This is a genomic window from Bradyrhizobium tropiciagri (genome assembly GCF_018130505.1).
Taxonomy (GTDB): domain Bacteria; phylum Pseudomonadota; class Alphaproteobacteria; order Rhizobiales; family Xanthobacteraceae; genus Bradyrhizobium; species Bradyrhizobium tropiciagri_B.
Window position 1 is genome coordinate 1 of record NZ_JAFCKH010000023.1, and the last position, 19524, is coordinate 19524.

Consider the following 19524-nt stretch of genomic DNA (forward strand, 5'->3'; position numbering starts at 1 on the left):
CTCGAAGGATGAATCGGCCCGGCTGGTGGCCGTGCATCCTTCGAGGCTCGCAAGAGCTCGCACCTCAGGATGACGGGCAACTAGCCTGGCGTGAGCAGCAGGCGCTACGCCGCGGCGGCGTGGCCGAGGGCGTTGACGATGTTGTCGACGACCTCTTCCACCAGGATGCGGTCGTCGCCCTCGCCCATCACGCGGATCACGGGCTCGGTGCCGGACGGCCGGATCAGCAGGCGGCCGTGGCCGTTGAGGCGCTGCTCGCCGTCGGTGATCGCCGACTTCACCTCGGCGGAGTCGAGCGGCTTGCCGCTGCGATAGCGCACGTTCTTGAGGATCTGCGGGAGCGGCTCGAAGCGCCGGCACACTTCCGAGACCGGGCGGCGCAGCTTCTGCACCACAGCCAGCACCTGCAGCGCGGCGACGAAGCCGTCGCCGGTGGTGGCATAGTCGGACAGGATGATGTGGCCGGATTGCTCGCCGCCGAGATTGTAGCCGCCGCTCAGCATCTGCTCGAGCACGTAGCGGTCGCCGACCGGCGTGCGGATCAGCTGCACGCCGTGGCCCTGCAGGAAGCGCTCGAGCCCGAGATTGGACATCACGGTGGCGACGATGCCGGGCTTGGAAAGTCGGCCGTCTTCCTTCCAGCTCTGCGCGATCACCGCGAGCAGTTGGTCGCCGTCGACGATGTGGCCACGCTCGTCGACCAGGATGACGCGGTCGGCGTCGCCGTCCAGCGCGATGCCGATGTCGGCGCGCATCTCGCGCACCTTCCGGGCCAGCGCTTCCGGCGAGGTGGAGCCGCATTCCTTGTTGATGTTGAACCCGTCGGGTTCGACGCCGATCGGCACCACGTCGGCGCCGAGTTCCCACAGCGCTTCCGGAACCACCTTGTAGGCGGCGCCGTTGGCGCAATCGATCACGACGCGCAGGCCGTCGAGCGAGAGGTCGCGCGGCAGCGTGCGCTTGGCGAATTCGATGTAGCGGTCATGGACGCCGTCGATGCGGCGGGCGCGGCCGAGGCTAGCGCTCTGCGCCAGGCGGCGGTCGAGCGATTCGTCGAGCAGCTGCTCGATCTGCTTCTCGACGTCGTCGGACAGCTTGAAGCCCTGCGGGCCGAACAGCTTGATGCCATTATCCTCGAACAGATTGTGCGAGGCCGAGATCATCACGCCGAGATCGGCGCGCATCGACTTGGTCAGCATCGCGACCGCCGGCGTCGGCATCGGGCCGAGCAGCAGCACGTCCATGCCGACCGAGGTGAAGCCCGCGACCATGGCGTATTCGATCATGTAGCCGGACAGCCGCGTGTCCTTGCCGATCACGACGCGGTGGCGGTGATCCCCGCGCTGAAACACCAAGCCGGCGGCCTGCCCCACCTTGAGGGCGAGCTCCGGCGTGATCAGTCCATTGGCGCGGCCCCGAATCCCGTCGGTCCCGAAATATTTGCGGCTCATGTCACCCCCAACAGGGACCCCTCAACCACCCGATGAGAGAGTCCCGAATGCCCACCAGTCTAGCGTGCATCGGCCTTATAGACCGTCAGGCGCTAAAATGACTTCAAAAAATATGATGAATCATTACCGCGGCCGAACCGCCGCATTCCAACGTAATGCATTGAAAAATATACGGTTGTTATCCACAGCGCAATCGAAAAGGCGGCCTGCAGCCGCTACTTCCCGCCGCGGCGCTTGACGTGCTGGTCCTCCCTGGACGGGGCCGGCTGGGTGACATTAACGGGGTCGGAACCGGGAAAGGTCTCCTCCAGCCCCTCCTCCAGGGCTTCATCGAGCCGGCGCTTTTCGGCGCTCTCGTCGGCTTTCGGCTTGGTGCCTGATGGCGTCATGGGGCGCTCTCCTCTGTTCGTTTGACGCGCGTTCCCGCTGCAAACCCGCAGCCCGCAGCGCTCGAAAACGCTCCGCTCCGATTTGGCATGCGGACCAACCATGCTAGATGACGGCGGGACCTCGCATCGACAAGACTGCCGACAACAACAAGGGCCGGGAACGTCCATGAAGCACATTACCTGCATCGAAGATTTGCGCCAGCTGCACAAGCGCCGGGTGCCGAAGGCGTTTTTCGATTATGCGGACCGCGGCTCCTACACCGAGGACACCCTGCGCGCCAATTCGGAGGACTTGCAGCAGATCAAGTTCCGCCAGCGCATCCTGGTCGACGTCTCCAGGCGCGACCTGTCGACCACGATCCTCGGCGAGAAGGCCGCGATGCCGCTGATCCTGGCGCCGGTCGGCCTGCTCGGCATGCAGCATGGCGACGGCGAGATTCATGCCTGCCGGGCGGCGCAGGCGGCCGGCATTCCCTTCACCCAGAGCACGATGTCGATCTGCTCGATCGAGGACATCGCAGCCGCGGTCGACAAGCCGTTCTGGTTCCAGCTCTACGTCATGAAGGACCGCGGCTTCATCAAGTCGCTGATCGAGCGCGCGATCGCGGCGAAATGCTCGGCGCTGGTGCTGACCGTCGATCTGCAGGTGATCGGCCAGCGCCACCAGGACATCAAGAACGGCATGACGGTGCCGCCGGAATGGTCGCTGTCCAAGTTGATCGATTTCGCCACCAAGCCGTCCTGGGTGTCCGGCGTGCTGCGCGGCAAGCGCCGCACCTTCGGCAACATCGCCGGCCACGTCAAAGGCGCGGATGATATCGTCAAGCTCTCGGAATGGACCGCGTCGCAGTTCGACACCACGCTCAGCTGGAAGGACATCGACTGGATCCGCTCGATCTGGCCGGGCAAGCTGATCCTCAAGGGCATCCTCGACGTCGAGGACGCCGAGCTCGCCGCCAAGAGCGGCGCGCAGGCGATCGTGGTCTCCAACCATGGCGGCCGCCAGCTCGACGGCGCACCGTCCTCGATCGAGGTGCTGCCGGAAATCGTCGACGAGGTCGGCTCGCAGCTCGAGATCATGTTCGACGGCGGCATCCGCACCGGCATGGACATCATGCGCGCGCTCGCGCTCGGCGCGAAGTCCTGCATGATCGGCCGCGCTTATGCGTATGGGCTCGGCGCCGGCGGCCAGGAGGGTGTTGCGAAGGCGATCGACATCTTGGCGAAAGAGCTCACCACCACGATGGGACTCTGCGGCGTCAACACCATCGCGGAGATCGACGACAAGGTGCTGGCGGTTTGAGGCTGCCGTAGCCCGGATGGATTGAACGGCCGCGACTATCAGTCCCATCATCCTGAGGTGCGAGCTCTTGCGAGCCTCGAAGGATGCGCGGCCCGGCTCTTGGCCGATTCATCCTTCGAGGCTCGCCGAAGCGGCTCGCACCTCAGGATGACGGAACTTGGAGTTGCGCTCATCCCGATCGTCGTCTCGGCCCTCGAACTTAATTACGAACGAGGCCGGGACGACGTGTCGAGAGAGGCGTGCTTCGCCTCACATCGGCGGCGTGATGCCGTCGCGGCCGACGTTGACGCGGTTGGCTTCCAGCACACCATCGTCCTTCTTGGTCGCACCGAAGATGATGATCTGGGCGCCCGGCTTCAGCTCCGACTTGTCGCCGGAGACGAAAGTCACGACCGGTGTGCCCGGCGGCACCACGACTTTCTTCTCGCCGTCCTTGTACTTCACCGTGATGTTCTGGCCGTCGGTGCCCTTCACCGTCTCGGCGACGGTGGCATTGGTCATGGTCGAGTTGGCGCGCAAATCCCAGGGCCGAAAACCTTCGGCGGCGCCGCGCTGGTTCTCCGGGAAGATGTGCACCGCAATCGCCTTCTGCGTCCCGTCCGGCTCCGGCATCGCGGTGACGCCGATATAGGAACCGGACTTGATCTCCGACAGATCGGTCTTGGCGACGCCGAACACGGCGACGTTGTCCGTCGTACGCACCTTCATGTCGGCGCCGTCACGCGACTTGATGGACAGCATCGGGCCGTCGACGGCCTCGATGGTGCCGCGGATACGCACGGTCGGCGGCTGCTGCGCCGATGCAACCGACGTGAAGGCAACGGCGAACAGCGCCGCGAACAGAAGCGATTTTGACATGATGTCCCTCGGGAAGTTGGCTGGCGGATTCACGAACACCGGATCGTTGCCGGTATTCCACGCTTCCGCCCTTCCGTTGGGAGAAGACGGCGCGCAGCAGTGATACGCGCCGGATCGGGGTTTGTTACCCTTCACAATGCAGGTGCGCAGCCCGGATGAAGCGCAGCGCAATCCGGGACAGCCTTTCCACGGAACGATTCCCGGATTTCGCTTCGCTCCATCCGGGCTACGCAATCCCCGTGGTCCCACACCTCACATCGGTGGCGTGATGCCGTCGCGGCCGACGGCAATGCGGTCGGTCTCGAGTGAACCGTCAGGCACTTTCTTCAGGAAGGCGATGACCTTGGCGCCGGCCTTGAGGTCCGATTTGTCGCCGGGAACATAGGTCACGACAGGCGTATCCGGCGACACCTCGACCTTTTTCTCGCCGCCCTTGTACTTGACCAGCAGCGTGTGGCCGTCATTGCTGACGACGGAATCCGCGACCGTCGCATTGGTCATGCTGCTGTTGGGCTTGAGATCCCAGGCACGGGAACCCTCGCCGGTGCCGCGCATGTTCTCGGGAAACACATGCACCTCGACCGCCTTCGGCGCGCCATCGGGCCCGGGCACCGTGGTGGTGCCGATGAAGGAACCGACCTTGATGTCGGACATCGCCACCTTGGTAAGGCCGAGCACCACCATATTGCTCGCCATGTGCAGCTTGACGTCCTCGCCGCTGCGCGACTTCACCGCGAGCGTATCGCCGTCGACGGCCTCGACGGTTCCACGAAGCCGCGTCGGCGTCGGCGGCTGCTGCGCGATCGCAGCGAGGGTCGATGCCGTCACCATCGCAAGCGCGATGAACGGACGAATGAAGGTGGAACGAGGCGACGGCATGACGAGGAGCTCCAGGTGGGTCGTGAAGTCAGCTGTGGACTGACCTAACACTGGACCCCCGTCATGCGGCGCTATTCCGCGCCTCAAGTCTTTGTGAGATCGTCCTCAACAATCGCACGCAATTCTGATGTGACCTGCGGGCGCTGTCCGAACCATAATTCGAAACCACGCACCGCCTGATGTAGCAGCATGCCGAGACCATCGGCAGTCTTCAGCCCGCGTGCCTGCGCGGCCGCGAGCAGCGGCGTCACCAGCGGCACATAAACGAGATCGGATACCACAGCGTCTTGCGGCAGCAGGCCGACATCGACCTCGAGCGCGGGCTGGCCATGCATGCCGAGCGAGGTCGTATTCACAAGGAGACCCGCACGCGGCAGCAACTCGCCGACCGCGTCCCAGCTCGCCGGATGCACGCGCGGGCCAAACCGATCGGCGAGCGCACGGGCGCGGCCGATGGTGCGGTTGACCAGATGCACGCGCGCGATGCCCCGCTCGATCAGCCCGAACACCACCGCGCGCGCCGCGCCGCCCGCGCCGAGCACCAGCGCGTCGGCGGCCTTGTTCCAGCCGGGCGCACAGGCGTCGAGATTGTTGATGAAGCCCTCGACATCGGTGTTGGTCGAGCGCAGCTCGCCGTCGGCGAACCACAACGTGTTGGCGGCGCCGACGGCGCGGGCGCGCTCGTCCGGCGTCGACAGCGCCAGCGCGTGCTCCTTGTGCGGAATGGTAACGTTGGCGCCGACGAAGCCGCGCAGCGACAGGCGGAAGATGAAATCCTTGAAATCGTCGGGCGGCACCGCCTCGATCACATAGCCGCCCTCGATGCCGAGCATGCGCAGCCAGTAATGGTGGATGAGCGGCGAGCGGGAATGCGCCGCCGGCCAGCCGATCAGGCACGCGGCCCGGGTTTTGGTCGTGGATGTCATGGCGGCCACACATTGGACATGGCGCGCGTGCTGTCAATCCGCCTGCTTCGCGGTCGCGGCAACCAGCACACTCAGCAAGAACGCCGTGCCCGCGGCAAACCAGACCGCAGCCAGGTTGATCCGTTGATAGGCCAGCGCGCCGGCGACCGCGCCGAGCACCAAGGCCGCCCACAGCAACAGGTTCGGCAGCCAGGCCCAGCCCGCCCCGCCGGTCAGTGCCGCAGCGATCAGTTGCCCGGCCTTGACCAGCGCCCCGGTGACATAGGTGAGGCCGAGCCCGCCGCCGCCCTCGATCTGGAATACCGCGTTCTCCAGCCCCATCGCCAGCACGATCGCGGCCACCGCGGTTGCCGGCAGGCCGTAGGCATAGGCCAGCGCGGCGCCCGCGAGCAGCAGCGCCTCGGCGAGCAGGATCAGCGGCTGGCGATGGACGATGCGGCTGAGCACGATCAGGCTGCCGGCCGCGGCGCCGGCGACGAACAGCACGATCAGGGCGAACGCTTCGGCGGCATGCTCCCAATGCGCCTCGGCCAGCGTCACGCCGAGCCGTGTCGAGTTGCCGCTCATGAAGGAGACGAACAGCCCTCCGAGATGCAGATAGCCGATGCCGTCGACATAGCCGGCCAGCGCGCTGAGCGCACACGCCAGCGCGAGGTTGCGGCGGGATTCGAGCATGATGTTTGAGAACCACTGCGCGGAGAAAGCGGCAGTGTCGATGAAAGTGATCCGGATGAAAAGAGATCAGGCCACGAACACTCCCGTCATTCCGGGGCGGCTCGAAGAGCCGAACCCGGAATCTCGAGATTCCGGGTCTGGTCCTTCGGACCATCCCGGAATGACGGTGTCCCCATCACGCCGCGTCGCGGTGTGCGGCGATGATCTGGTCGGCGGCACGGCCGGTAACTTCGGCCATGCGGTCGAACTGGCGGGTGAAGGTGCCGGCGCCGGCGGTGGCCGAGCGCAGCTCCACGATCAGGTCGCCGATCTCGGCTTCCGGCATCGTGGCGCGGACGCAGTCCCAGCCGCTCCAGCCCTCGCGGGTGTCGAAGCCGAGGATCTGGCCGCGGCGCGCCGACAGGATCGCGTTGATCTTGGCGGTCGCTTCGGTCGGGCAGACGATCTCGACCAAATGGATCGGCTCCAGCAGCACCGGCTGGCACTGCGGCAGGGCTTCGCTGATGCCGATCCGCGCAGCGGTGCGGAATGCGAGATCGGAGGAATCGACGCTGTGATAGGAGCCGTCGGTCAGCGTGACGTCGAGGTCAATCACGGGGAAGCCGAGCGGCCCGCGCACCAAGGCATCGACGACGCCCTCCTCCACCGCGCCGATATAGTTGCGCGGCACCGCGCCGCCGACCACCTTCTCGTGGAATTCGAAGCCGGAGCCGCGCGGCTTCGGCCTGATGTCGAGCACGACGTCGCCGAACTGGCCGTGGCCGCCGGACTGCTTCTTGTGCCGGCCGCGCTGGGTGATCGGCTTGCGGATGGTCTCCTGGTAGCCGATCGCGGGCGGATGCGCCTTGACATTGACGCCGTAGCGGTCCTTGAGCCGCTCCTGCGCGACGCGCAAATGCATCTCGCCCTGCCCCCACAGCACGGTGTCGTGGGTGCGCGGGTTCTGGATCATGGTCAGCGACGGATCCTCCTCGTTCAGCCGCAGCAGCGCCTGGCCGAGTTTGACGTCGTCCTTGCGGTCGGTCGCGGCGACCGAGATCGAGAGCACCGGGGCGGCCGCCGCGACCGTGACCAGCGAGCCAGGTGCGGTCTTGCCGCTCGAGACGGTATCGCCGGTCTTGATGGCGTCTAGCTTGCCGAGGGCGACGGCCTCGCCGGCCTCCGCCGACGGACGCTTGCTGTCATGCGCACCGGACACCGCGAGGATGCCGGAGATGCGCCCGCTGTCGCCGGACGAGGATTGCAGCGTCGCGCCGTCGTCGAGCCGGCCGGCAAGCACGCGCGCCAGCGACAGCTTGCCGCCGTGCTGCAGATGCACGGTCTTGAACACGTAGGCCAGGGCGTCCTTCTGATCCTTGACGCCGAGGCGCTGGGCCGTCTCGGCGACGCCGGGCGCCTCATGGCGCAGCGCCTTCATCAGGCGGAGCACGCCGTTCTCGCGGCTCGCCGCGCCGAGCAGCACCGGGCAGATCAGCCCTTCGCGCAACTCGCGGGCGAGATCGTCGAACACCGCATCGCGCGGCGGCTGGATATCCTCCAGCAGTTGCTCCATCAGCGCATCGTCATGGTCGGCGAGCTTCTCCAGCATCGAGAAGCGGGCTTCCTTCTCGCGGTCGAGGTTGCCGCCTTCGAGCTCGACGATCTCGGAGGCCTTGTGCTCGCGATAGACGAAGGCGCGCTCCAGCGCGAGATCGACGAAGCCTTCGATCAGATCGCCGTTCCAGATCGGGATCTGGCGCAGCACCAGCGGCACGCGGGAGGCCGGCTGCAGCGTCGCCAGCGTCTCGCGGATGCGCTTGTTGGCGCGATCGATCTTGTTCAGGAACAGAAATCGGGGAATGCCGAGCTCCTCGAGCTCGCGCAGGATGATCTGCAGCTGCGGCAGCTTCTTCTCGTCAGCCTCGCAGACCACGACCGCAGCGTCGACGGCCGGCAACGCGGCACGCATATCGTGCGCGAACTCGACCGAGCCGGGACAATCGATGAAGGTGTAGCTGTCGCCCATGAAGGTGGTGGTGGCGGCGGTGAGGCCGACGCTCATCTTGTGATGGCGGGCCTCGGCGCTGGCGTCGCCGACCGAAGTTCCGGCATCGACGCTGCCGGCCGTCTTGATGGCGCTCGTGCGCGCCAGGATCGCTTCCAGAAGTGTGGTCTTACCGCTTTGGAAAGGGCCCACCAGCGCGATGCACCGTGGACCTCGGGGACTTCTGACGTCTTGTCCCATTGCCGCCTCCTCGTTTTGGAGCTCGGCCCATGATTGGGTCGGCGACCTGAGATCGTCCGCCCGTCCCGAGATTTTGGCAAGTGAGAAAAGTCGCTGCGGTGCGATGTCACGGTGTCGTGCTCATTCCGCTCCTTGCTTTGAGGGAGCGGTGCACGCCAGCGTTGAGCAGAAGGCGCGAGCTGTAACGTCAGCGGCCCGGGCGCAGCTCGAGGCTCTCGAGGCCCGCGGCGATGTTGACGCCGACCTGGCCCTGCACGCTCAGCGGCTGCAACGCGATGGTGTTGTCGGAGCCGCCGATCAGCACATTGCCGCCGACGCCGACGCCGAGCGTCGCGCTGCCCTGCGCGCCGGCATAATTGCCGGACAGCGCGCCCGGCCCGAGCTGCGACACCGGCGCGTAGACGCCCCAGGCCAGCGCCGACTCCTGGGTGATGCCGAGATCGATGCCGACCTTGCGGATGGTCGCGATGTAGCGATCCTCGGGCAGGCCCTCGGCGCGCAGCACGCAGCCGAGATTGGTCACGGACCCGACGATGAACCCGACGCTCGCGCCGCCGCGGCATTCCAGCACGCCGACCTGCACGCGCGGCAACGGCTGTTGGGCGCTGGCACCGGCGATCGAAGCCGCGAGCGTGGCGATGGCAGCACCGGCGAGGAGGATGAAGCGACGCATGTTCGGCAGTCTCCGGCTGGAAGCGTGATTGGGGGCAGAGCACAGCGCGCGCCGTGTCTCCGGGCACGCGCCTGCTATGCCATAACATCGAACCGCCGGCCAGATTTTGACCGGCTTGCCTTTCGGATTGTCGCCGGATGTGGCGGCGCTGCAATCGCGCAAGCATCGATCAAGCAACAAACCGCAAAAAAAAGAGGCCCGCTTGCGCGGGCCTCCTTGATCACGATTGCGATCCGCCTTGGATGCGATCCGCTTAGTGGTGGTGGTGATGGCGGCGGTGATGGTGATGACGGCGCGGGCCCTGATAGCTGACCGGCTGAAGGTCGATGCCGGCAATGCCGGCCGCGACGTTGAGACCGGTCTGGCCCTGCACGCTCACGGGCTGCAACGCGTAGGAATTGTTCGGGCCGCCGAACAGGAAATTGCCGCCGGCGCCGAGACCGACCGAGGCGTTGACGCCGAAGCCGCCGTAGCTGCCGGCGAGCGCACCGCGCGGAAGCGTGGTGGTGGGCGCGCTGACGGCCCAGGCGAGCTGGGTCGTCGCGGTGACGCCGAGATCAACGCCGATGCGCTTCACGGTTGCGAGATACGGCTCGGGCCGGCGGCCGCCGCTCTGGAACACGCACTGCAGCTGGGTGACGGAGCCGACCACGAAGCCGACATTCTCGCCGCCCTGGCATTGCAGGACGCCGGCCTGAACCTGCGGCATCGCGTTGGCGGTGGCGATCGGCGCCAGCAGCGCGAGCGTGGCGAGGGTGAGTGTCGAAAGTCGCATAGTTGTCTGTCTCCGCATGAACTGAAAATTGCGCGCGGACAGAAAGCAAGCGTCGTGTCCAAAACAAGGCAGTTCGTAATCACGCCGTAAAAACTTCCGGCGTGTGGCATCGATGCGCGCGTGCAGAAACGGAGATGTGAGCAGGCGTGATTTGACACGCTGATTATACCGGCGCGCGCAATCGCGCGACACAAACAGAAACGTTCCCGCACATGTGCGGGAACGTGATCCGGTTCGGAAGCTGCTTAGCGCAGATTGCCGCAGAAGCGCTGGATGCGCTTGCAGGCATCCTCGAGATCCGAGGTCTTGGTCGCGTAGGAGATGCGGAACGCCGGACCGAGTCCGAACGCTGAGCCCTGCACCACGGCGACGCCTTCACTCTCGAGCAGCTCGGTGACGAAGGCCTCGTCATTGTCGATCAGCTTGCCCGTCGGCGCGGTCTTGCCGATCGTGCCGGCGCAGGACGGATAGACGTAGAACGCGCCTTCCGGACGCGGGCACTCGATGCCGCTCGCCTGGTTGAGCATCGAGACCACGAGGTCGCGGCGCTCCTTGAACACCTTGTTGTTGGCAGCGATGAAGTCCTGCGGACCGTTGAGCGCCTCGACGGATGCCCACTGCGCGATCGACGACGGGTTCGAGGTCGACTGCGACTGGATCGTCGCCATCGCCTTGATCAGCTGCGCCGGGCCGCCGGCGTAGCCAATGCGCCAGCCGGTCATGCAATAGGCCTTCGACACGCCGTTCACGGTGAGCGTGCGGTCGTAGAGGCTCGGCTCGATCTGCGCGGCGGTGGTGAAGACGAAGTCGTCATAGACGAGGTGCTCGTACATGTCGTCGGTCATCACCCAGACATGCGGATGCTTGACCAGCACGTCGGTGATCGCCTTCAGCTCGTTCCTGGTATAGGCCGAGCCGGTCGGGTTCGACGGCGAGCACAGGATCACCCACTTGGTCTTCGGCGTGATCGCCTTCTCGAGATCCTCGGGGCGCAGCTTGAAGCCGGTCGAGGCCGGGCAGACCACCGGCACCGACTCGCCGCCGGCGAGCGCCACCATCTCGGGATAGCTGACCCAGTACGGCGCGGGGATGATCACCTCGTCGCCCGGATTGATGGTGGCCATCAGCGCATTGTAGAGCACCTGCTTGCCGCCGGTGCCGACGATGATCTGGTTCGGCTTGTACGACAGGCCATTCTCGCGCGAGAACTTGGCGATGATGGCTTCCTTCAGCTCCGGAATGCCACCGACATCCGTGTACTTGGTCTTGCCGGCTTCGATGGCGTGGATCGCAGCAAGCTTGATGTTGGCGGGCGTGTCGAAGTCCGGCTCGCCGGCGCCGAGGCCGATGACGTTGCGGCCCGCGGCTTTCAGCGCGCGTGCTTTGTCCGTGACCGCGATCGTCGCGGACGGCTTCACACGGTCGAGCGCAGCGGACAGGAAGGCCATAATCATCTCCTGGCAAACGTCGTGAGCCCTTGGCCACGACTTGATTTGAATGGGATCGCAGCACCCTAGGCCTGTCGCCGCTGCATCGCAAGAAGCTTGGCGGAAAACAGCGATAACTTTCACGTCTGGCCCGCAGCGCGCGCAATTTTCCGCAAGTTCCAGGACCAAATGGCTTATATCCGGCAAGGTGCCTGACCGCCGATTCAGCCCTGCAGGCAAGGCTTCAAATCGCGCGTTGCCGACAATTGCTCCGAGGACAATTCGCCGCGGACGCCCCCCGCCACACGCCGCCGGACATAGCGCCATCTCGCCTCCGAATCCGAGGCATCCAGCGCGTCAACGACTGCGCCTGACATGCGTAGCGGCCGCAACGACCGGCGCCATGCACAGCGTCGCGCAAGCGTGATCTGAGTTGTTCGGCCGTGTTGCTGGAATCGTCCTGCGCGCGTGCAGTGCAGTAGACGTTTCGACTTTTTCCACGGTGCAGGGCTTGCGACGCAACCGCGTCGGCATCATTGTTTAGGCCGCGTCGCGGTGTGACAGGCCGCGCAGTTTTCAAGCGTACCGTCTTCCCGATCGAGTGACCCCGACGCAATGTACAAGCTCTATTCGATGCAGCGCTCCGGCAACAGCTACAAGGTCCGGCTGGCACTGGCCGTGCTGAACTCGCCATACGAGGCGATCGAGATCGACATCCTGCGCGGCGAGAGCCGCACTCCGGAATTCCTGGCCAAGAATCCCAGCGGCCAGGTGCCGCTGCTCGAGGTTGCCGACGGCCGCTATCTCGCCGAGTCCAACGCCATCCTCTGGTACGTCGCGATCGGCACGCCGCTGGCGCCGGAGTCGCGGATCGAGCGCGCCGAGGCGCTGCAGTGGATGTTCTTCGAGCAGCACGCGCTGGAGCCGAACATCGGCGCCGCCTATTTCTGGCTGTCGCTGGTCAGGGGCGGGCGCGACCTGCAGACCCACGCGCTGGAGGACTGGATGGAGCGCGGCTATGCGGCGCTGCAGGTGATGGAGAACCACCTCAAGGACCACGCCTACTTTGCCGCCGAGCAGTTCACCGTCGCCGACATCGCCCTGTATGGCTACACCCACGTCGCCGACCGCTGCGACTTCGACCTTGCGACCTTCCCGTCGATCCGGGCCTGGCTGAGGCGGGTCGAGCAGGCCCCCGGCTTCGTCAGCATGGACTGGCAGGCGAGCCCCGCGGCTGAGGCCCCCGCCCGCCTTGCGGCCACCCTCTGAACAGCGGGGATAGTGGGTAAACTGCTCAAATAGCGGGCAAAACCTCGCTCTTAGCCATGTTTTCGCCCTAATCCGGGATCGCGGCCGCCGCAATCTTGCCTGCGACGGACGGCAGATTCCCGCGGATGTCGCGAGTGATTCGCTCGCGGCCTGAAGGATTTAGGCCATGACACGGCGGTCCGGCACGGCAGGCTTCGAACGCCGCCCTGCCCCAGTGGCATCGTCCCGGCTGACGAACGCGATCGCGGTCTCGCTCGCGATCGGCGCGCTGACGCTCTGTCTCGTGGTCACGGTCACGGTGCTGTCGAGCAACATCACGATGGCGACGCCGATCCCGACATAACCCCGGCACTTCCGGTTCGCACCTTATTCCGCGGCAAGGCGCGGTGGAGACAATGCGGCTCGAACGATGAAGACACCCGTCGGACTTGTGACTGTGACGCTGACGATCGCGATCCTGCTCGCGGCATCGCTGTTGATTGTGACCGGCACGCAGGGCGAAGACCGCGCCAACCCGATGCGGGTCATGACGCCTGCCTCCAAATAAAACGAACAGCGCTAGCCCCATTTGTGGAAGATCAGGAACGCGCCCATCGCGATGAAGGCGAAGCCGAGCGCGTGATTCCAGCCCAGCGGCTCCTTCAGATACAGCACCGAGAAGCCGGCGAACACGACCAGCGTGATCACCTCCTGCATGGTCTTGAGCTGCGCCGCCGAGTACACCGCGCTGCCCCAGCGATTGGCCGGCACCGCCAGCCAGTATTCGAAGAACGCGATGCCCCAGCTCACCAGGATCACGATGGGCAGCGAATGATCCTTGAACTTGAGATGACCGTACCAGGCGAACGTCATGAAGACGTTCGAGGCGAACAGCATCAGGATCGGCAGCAGCGAAGGCGAAATGGCGGGCATCGATGTCCTCTTGCAAGCAGGCACGCGCTAACCCGCGTGGGTGGAACCCGGTTCCATGCCGCTGTGCATATCATTTGATTTGAATGCAGCGAGAGCTCGCTTGCGCCCGGCAACCCGGGCTTAACGCTCGAACCTGAAATGCGGGGACGGTTGCGGACCTGTCGTCAAATTCCAGCCCTATTGTTTGTTCGGCAGCAGCGAGAACGGGCATGCGGTTCGACTGGCGTGCAATCATGGGTCCGGCACTGACGGCGATCACGGCGCTCGCCGCCTTCCTGATCGATCGCCTCGTCGTCACTGTGCCCAACCCCGCGCCGCTGTTCGTCTGCATCGTCGCGCTGGCGAGTTCGGTCAGCGGCATCACCTCGGGACTGGTCTCTTCGATCATCGCGGTGGCGGCCTCGGCGCTGTTCTTCCTCAATCATCGCGCGATGCCAGGCTACGACGCCTCCGACGTCGCGCGGATGCTGCTGCTGGCGGCGACCGCTGCCGGCACCGCGCTGATCACCGGGCTGCTTCGCCAGAAATGGATCGACGCGTTCGCCGCCGATCAGGAGCACCACGCCACCGCGGCGCGGCTGGCGGCCGCGCTCGACCAGGTCGACATCGGCATCGTGCTGCTCGACGCCGACACCCGCGCCGAGTTCATCAACCGCGCCTTCCGCGACTACTTCGCGCTCTCCGACGCGCAGGCCGAGAGCAAGCCGCCCTTCATCGCGCTGATGTATCACGGCCGCAACGTCGGTGTCTGGGAGTTGCCCGAGGACGAGCTCGGCGCGTTCATCGCCGAGCGCACCGAGAAGATGCGCGCGGGCGATTCCACGCCGATCAACATCAAGCTCGCCGACGGCGAGGTGCTGCGCTTCAGCTGCACCGCGCTGCCCGACGGCGGCCGGATGCTGAGCTATACGCCGGTGACCGACCTCGTGCGGCACACCGACGATCCGGCCAGGGCCGACGAATACCGCGCCCAGCGCGCCGGCCACGGGCGCCTTTCAGCGCGGCTGCTCCGCGCCGCCGAGTGAGGCGGAATTGATCCTGCGCGAGGGCGACGATAGAACGTGCGAGACCATCCGCACGCATCGCCGACCGCAGGAACGCCCATGTCCGACGACGTCACCATCCGCTTCGTCACCCGCGAGGATTACGCCCAGTGGCTTCCGCTGTGGGACGGCTACAACGCGTTCTACGGGCGCTCCGGGCCGACCGCGCTGGCAGCTGAAATCACGGCGATGACCTGGCAGCGCTTCTTCGACGGCTACGAGCCGGTGCATGCGCTGGTCGCCGACGCCGGCGGCACGCTGCTCGGGCTGACGCATTACCTGTTTCACCGCTCGACCACCGCGATCGAGCCGACCTGCTATTTGCAGGATCTCTTCACCAGCGAGGCCGCGCGCGGCAAGGGCGTCGGCCGCGCTTTGATCAATGGCGTCTATACCCAGGCGAAGCTCGCGGGATCGCCGCGGGTCTACTGGCAGACCCACGAGACCAATCACACCGCGATGCAGCTTTATGACAAGGTCGCGGACAAGCCCGGCTTCGTGATCTATCGCAAGATCTTCTGAACCGCGCGGCAGAACCCTGTGGATTAAAACAGGTGTCACCGGCGCGTTACAAAGCACGACTAGGCTCCGCCCTGCGTAAGATCAGGCCCCCCGTCTCAGATCTCGCGCCACGAGCGGTCCCCGTCAGTCGCCGCGTCTGACCGGGACCGCTTTTTTTTGCGCCGCCGCATTGCGACAGTGCTTTTTTGCGACATTGCCATGCATCATTAGCGGTAGGGCAGCACCTTGCCGGGCTGCGGCACGGGCGTCACAATGTGTCGCATCCCTCGCCTATCCCACAGGATCATCTCATGGAAATTCGTAATCTCGGCGGCTCCGGCCTGCGCGTGTCCGCCGTCGGCATCGGCTGCAACAATTTCGGCCAGCGCACCGATCTCGAAACCTCACGCAAGGTGATCCACAAGGCGATCGACCTCGGCATCACGCTGTTCGACACCGCCGACATCTATGCCGGCATGGGCGGCTCGGAAACCGTGCTCGGCACCGTGCTCGGCGACCGCCGCAAGGACATCGTGCTCGCCACCAAGTACTCCAAGCCGATGGCGACCGACGGCACCAAGCAGGGCGCCTCGCGCCGCTACATCATGCAGGCGGTGGAAGCGAGCCTGACCCGGCTGAAGACCGACTACATCGACCTCTACCAGCAGCACGATTACGATCCGCTGACGCCGATCGACGAGACGCTGCGCGCGCTCGACGATCTCGTCCGCCAAGGCAAGGTGCGCTACATCGGCAATTCCAACTTCCCGGCCTGGCGCATCGCCGAAGCCGAATACGTCGCGCGGCAGATGAACGTCAGCCGCTTCGTCTCCTGCCAGGACGAATACAGCCTCGTGGTGCGCGACATCGAGAAGGACCTGCTGCCCGCGGCACAACAGTACAACCTCGGCCTCTTGCCGTTCTTCCCGCTCGCCAGCGGTCTGCTCACCGGAAAGTACCAGCGCGGCGCCGCCGCCCCCGCCGACACGCGCTTTGCGAAAGCGCCGCAGCTGAAGGACCGCTACGTCACGGCGCGCAACGAGGACATCGTCGAGAAGCTGCAGGCGTTCGCCAAGGAGCGCGGCCACACCATGCTCGAGCTCGCCTTCTCCTGGCTCGCCGCCCGCCCGCAAGTCTCCAGCGTGATCGCCGGCGCCACGCGCGTCGAGCAGGTCGAGCAGAACGTCAAGGCGATCAGCTGGAAGCTGAGCGCGGAGGAGATGGCGGAGATCGACAGGATCACGAAGGGGTAGCCTAAGGCGGAGGTGTAAACCACCACCGTCGTCCCGGCGCAGGCCGGGACCCATAACCACCGTAGATCATTGTTGGAGCACGCTGGGGCCACAGCACGGCATAACCACGACCATCTGTGGTTATGGGTCCCGGCCTACGCCGGGACGACACCGTGATTGCGGCCGCACCTACACCACCAGCCCTTTCATCGGCTTCACCGGCGCGCTGTCGGGAAACACCGCATCCGCCAGCACGCGTTCGCCGATGCCGAACTGGTCGTGCAGCACGCCCTTGATCACGGCGCGCAGGTCGGTGGTTGGGGCGAGGTCGCGGGCCTGGTAGAGGTTGGCGGGCTTGAGGCCCGGCCAGTCGGTGAGCATGCGGCCGCCGTTGACCGCGCCGCCGGCCAGCAGCGCGATGGTGCCGGTGCCGTGGTCGGTGCCTGAAGTGCCGTTGATGCGCGCGGTGCGGCCGAACTCGGTGGCGACCACGATCACGGTATCGCGCCAGCGCGCGCCGAGGCCGCTCTCGAATTCCGCCAGCGCGCCGTCGAGGCCGCCGAGCAACTGCGCGAGCCGGCCGACCGGCCCGCCCTCATTGGCATGCGTGTCCCAGCCGTCGAAGGCGAGCGCGCCGATCCGCGGGCCGTCATCGGCCGCCATCAGTTTCGCCGCGCCGCGCGCCACCAGCCGCATCGCGGCGGCGCCGCCGGCGCCGGGCTTCGGCTTCATGTCCTCGCCGCGCGCCTGCTTCTCGAGCTGCAGCCCCTGCGTCAGCGCACTCGCCAGCGCGGGATCGCGATGCTGATACAGTTCGAACAGACGCATCGCGGTATCGTCGGCGGCCTGCGGCAGCGCGGTCGGCGCCCAGCCGACGGTCGGCGCGGCGCCGCGCAGCACCAGCGGCGCCGTCGGACCGACCGCGAGCGCGCTCACCACCCGCTCGCCTTTCGGCAGCGCTTCCAGCGCGCGGTTGAGCCAGCCGGACTGCACGCGGCCCGGACCGGGAAAGCCGCTCTCCAGCACATCTTGCCCGTCGAAATGCGAGCGGTCGCGGTAGGAGGTCGCAACCGCATGAACCACCGCGGCCTGCTTCGCACGATACATCCGCGCAAATTCCGGCATCGCCGGATGCAGACCGAAGAAGGTATCGAGCATGACAGCCGCATTCGGCCCGTCGGGCCGCAGCGCGATCGCGCCATGCAGGCCGGCATAATCGGGATCGCCGACCGGCGCGACGGTGGCGAGGCCATCGAGCGCGCCGCGCAAGATGATGACGATGAAGCGCGGATCGCGGTCGTCGGCGGCGCGGGCGAATTTCGGCAAGTAAGCCCAGGCCGCGAAGGAGGCGCCGCCGAGCAGCAGCGCGCGGCGCGAGGTCGGCTGCATCGTCAGGCTCTCACAGCACACCATCGTCACCTCCTCTGGAATTCCGGCGCCATCAGCAGCAGCGCCAGCGCCTGCTGACGCGATTCCGCGCGTTCGATCGTGCGCCGCGTCTCGGGCGAAGCGGCATCGCCGGCGACGAGTGCGAGCAGGTCGCGCGAATCGAGCCGGTCGCCGATCTGCGCGGCGAGCTGTGCTGAGATATCGAGCCTGAGCTTCATGCCCTCCGGCGCCGCCCAGGCCGCGCTGGTGTCCGGAAAACCGTTCGGCCCGGCCGGCGACCACAACGGCTGCCCGAGCAGGTTGAGGCCGCCGAGATAGCGGCCCGGGTCTTCCGGGTTGCGCGCGAGCAGGCGGCCCGATGCGATCAGAAATTCATAGGGCGAGCGCATCTTTGTGAGTGGCGCCTGCCATGCCTCGCCGGATTCGACCAGTGCGACGGCGAGCGCCCTGAGGTCGCCACCAGTTTTGGTGAAGGCGTCCTGCAGCTTCGCCACCAGCGCCGGCGGCGGATCGTCGGCGACGAAATGGCGCGCGAACTTGGCGGCGATGAATTTTGCGGTCGACGGATGCCGCGCGATGTCGGCGAGCACCGCCTCGCCCTGCGCGATGCCCTCCTGCGCATAGGTCTTGCCCAGCACCTGCTGCGCGCCCGGCTGATGCGCATTGGCGTTGAACACGAAGCTGCCGGGCGGGCCGAGCCGGCCATTGCGGCCGGCGAAGGTCCAGCCGGTGATGATGCGCGCGAACGAGGTTACGTCGTCCTGGCTGTAGCCGCCGCCGACGCCGAGCGTATGCAGCTCCATGATCTCGCGCGCCAGATTCTCGTTCAGTCCGCGCTTGCGGTTGAGGCCGGCGCGCGAGTCCGGCCCGAGCGATTGCTGGTTGTCGAGGAAGAACAGCATCGCCGGATGCTGCTCGACCGCCTTCAGCATGTCGGCGAAACGGCCGAGCACATGCGGGCGGATCGCCTCGCGCTCGAACGAGCCCGACCACATCCGCGCCAGCGCGCCCTTGTTGGCGGAGATGCAGAAGTGGTTGGACCAGAACACCACCAGCCGCTCGACAAAGCCGCACTCGGCGGCGACGCCGCGCTGCAGCCGCGCCAGCGCCTCGGCGCGAAACGTCTTCTGGATGATGTTGGGCGGCTCGGCCGGTGGCCTCGGCGAATTGGCCGGCGGCTGCATCGTCGCGCCAGGCGCCGTCGCTGCCTTGGCATCGTCGGCGGTCTGCGCCTGCATCGGCGAATCGTTGCCGGCGATCGCCTTGGCGGCCGAGGGAAGCGACAAGTTGCGCCGCTCAACCGGCCTTGCATCAGTGGCCGGCGGCGTTTCACTCGCGGTGGACTGTGCCGCCCTCGCGGCATTGCGCGCCTGCTGCACCTCGAACTGATAGTCGAACACCTGCTTGCCGAGTTCCGGCGTCGAGAGCAGGCCGGGCACTTCGAGCAGCGCGCCGTTCGGACGGGACAGGTCGGCGACGACGAAGCCGCGCGGATCGGACGCGGCGTTGTTGAAGTCGCCCGATGCGCCCCCGCGCGCGCCGAAGCCGAACCGATTGAGGGCGACCAGCGCTGCTTGCGAATCGCGAGCCATGTTAAG

Annotated in this window: 20 protein-coding genes; 7 read left to right on the top strand and 13 right to left on the bottom strand. The window is 66.3% G+C overall.

The features are described from left to right. Positions 1-104 precede the first annotated feature (104 nt). Both glmM and JQ633_RS34725 read right to left on the bottom strand, forming a co-directional pair. Positions 105-1451, bottom strand: a complete 1347-nt coding sequence (glmM, locus tag JQ633_RS34720; protein WP_211990334.1) for a phosphoglucosamine mutase — start codon at positions 1449-1451, stop codon at positions 105-107. 215 nt (positions 1452-1666) lie between these two features. Beyond that, a complete protein-coding gene (locus tag JQ633_RS34725) occupies positions 1667-1840 on the bottom strand; it encodes a hypothetical protein (protein WP_211990335.1) in 174 nt (57 codons plus the stop codon). A gap of 166 nt (positions 1841-2006) precedes the next feature. Here JQ633_RS34725 and JQ633_RS34730 point away from each other — a divergent pair, with 166 nt between their 5' ends. Continuing rightward, positions 2007-3143, top strand: a complete 1137-nt coding sequence (locus JQ633_RS34730; protein ID WP_211990336.1) for an alpha-hydroxy acid oxidase — start codon at positions 2007-2009, stop codon at positions 3141-3143. Between the two features lie 249 nt (positions 3144-3392). Here the strand turns inward: JQ633_RS34730 and JQ633_RS34735 are convergent, their stop codons facing one another. The 8 genes from JQ633_RS34735 to JQ633_RS34770 form a co-directional block, all read right to left on the bottom strand. Beyond that, on the bottom strand, positions 3393-4001 hold the full coding sequence (locus JQ633_RS34735; RefSeq protein ID WP_211990337.1) for a hypothetical protein: 609 nt from the start codon (positions 3999-4001) through the stop codon (positions 3393-3395). Between the two features lie 252 nt (positions 4002-4253). Beyond that, entirely contained in the window at positions 4254-4880 is a 627-nt protein-coding gene (locus JQ633_RS34740) for a hypothetical protein (RefSeq protein WP_211990338.1), read from the bottom strand. 83 nt (positions 4881-4963) lie between these two features. Beyond that, a complete protein-coding gene (locus JQ633_RS34745) occupies positions 4964-5806 on the bottom strand; it encodes a shikimate dehydrogenase (RefSeq protein ID WP_211990339.1) in 843 nt (280 codons plus the stop codon). Positions 5807-5839: 33 nt separating this feature from the next. Then, the gene (locus tag JQ633_RS34750) at positions 5840-6481 is read right to left on the bottom strand and encodes a YoaK family protein (RefSeq protein WP_211990340.1); all 642 of its coding nucleotides are present in this window, start codon (positions 6479-6481) and stop codon (positions 5840-5842) included. 175 nt (positions 6482-6656) lie between these two features. Further along, a complete protein-coding gene (locus tag JQ633_RS34755) occupies positions 6657-8705 on the bottom strand; it encodes an elongation factor G (protein WP_211990341.1) in 2049 nt (682 codons plus the stop codon). A gap of 187 nt (positions 8706-8892) precedes the next feature. Continuing rightward, positions 8893-9378 carry a DUF992 domain-containing protein gene (locus JQ633_RS34760; RefSeq protein WP_211990342.1) on the bottom strand — a complete coding sequence of 162 codons (486 nt, stop codon included), beginning with the start codon at positions 9376-9378 and terminating at the stop codon, positions 8893-8895. 253 nt (positions 9379-9631) lie between these two features. Further along, positions 9632-10153: a DUF992 domain-containing protein gene (locus JQ633_RS34765; RefSeq protein ID WP_211990343.1), complete on the bottom strand. Its 522-nt coding sequence runs from the start codon at positions 10151-10153 to the stop codon at positions 9632-9634. A gap of 245 nt (positions 10154-10398) precedes the next feature. Then, a complete protein-coding gene (locus JQ633_RS34770; protein ID WP_211990344.1) occupies positions 10399-11601 on the bottom strand; it encodes a pyridoxal phosphate-dependent aminotransferase in 1203 nt (400 codons plus the stop codon). Positions 11602-12195: 594 nt separating this feature from the next. On the opposite strand from JQ633_RS34770, the gene JQ633_RS34775 reads away from it, so the two are divergent. From JQ633_RS34775 to JQ633_RS34785, 3 genes are all read left to right on the top strand, one after another. After that, positions 12196-12849 (top strand): glutathione S-transferase family protein, encoded by a 654-nt coding sequence (locus tag JQ633_RS34775; protein ID WP_211990345.1) that lies wholly within the window; start codon positions 12196-12198, stop codon positions 12847-12849. A 166-nt stretch (positions 12850-13015) separates the two neighbouring features. Then, positions 13016-13192 carry a hypothetical protein gene (locus JQ633_RS34780; RefSeq protein WP_211990346.1) on the top strand — a complete coding sequence of 59 codons (177 nt, stop codon included), beginning with the start codon at positions 13016-13018 and terminating at the stop codon, positions 13190-13192. 66 nt (positions 13193-13258) lie between these two features. After that, positions 13259-13396, top strand: a complete 138-nt coding sequence (locus tag JQ633_RS34785) for a hypothetical protein (protein WP_211990347.1) — start codon at positions 13259-13261, stop codon at positions 13394-13396. Positions 13397-13407: 11 nt separating this feature from the next. Here the strand turns inward: JQ633_RS34785 and JQ633_RS34790 are convergent, their stop codons facing one another. Further along, complete coding sequence (locus JQ633_RS34790; RefSeq protein ID WP_211990348.1) at positions 13408-13761, bottom strand: DMT family protein; 354 nt, start codon at positions 13759-13761, stop codon at positions 13408-13410. Between the two features lie 209 nt (positions 13762-13970). Between JQ633_RS34790 and JQ633_RS34795 the strand changes: the two genes are divergently transcribed. From JQ633_RS34795 to JQ633_RS34805, 3 genes are all read left to right on the top strand, one after another. Continuing rightward, complete coding sequence (locus tag JQ633_RS34795; protein WP_211990349.1) at positions 13971-14786, top strand: PAS-domain containing protein; 816 nt, start codon at positions 13971-13973, stop codon at positions 14784-14786. A gap of 78 nt (positions 14787-14864) precedes the next feature. Continuing rightward, positions 14865-15326, top strand: coding sequence for a GNAT family N-acetyltransferase (locus tag JQ633_RS34800; protein WP_211990350.1), 462 nt, complete (start codon positions 14865-14867; stop codon positions 15324-15326). Between the two features lie 290 nt (positions 15327-15616). Then, positions 15617-16558: an aldo/keto reductase gene (locus JQ633_RS34805; RefSeq protein ID WP_211990351.1), complete on the top strand. Its 942-nt coding sequence runs from the start codon at positions 15617-15619 to the stop codon at positions 16556-16558. A 168-nt stretch (positions 16559-16726) separates the two neighbouring features. On the opposite strand, the gene JQ633_RS34810 is transcribed toward JQ633_RS34805, so the two are convergent. Further along, entirely contained in the window at positions 16727-17950 is a 1224-nt protein-coding gene (locus tag JQ633_RS34810) for a DUF1501 domain-containing protein (protein WP_211990352.1), read from the bottom strand. Between the two features lie 2 nt (positions 17951-17952). Continuing rightward, entirely contained in the window at positions 17953-19518 is a 1566-nt protein-coding gene (locus tag JQ633_RS34815) for a DUF1800 domain-containing protein (protein WP_211990353.1), read from the bottom strand. Positions 19519-19524: the final 6 nt, after the last annotated feature.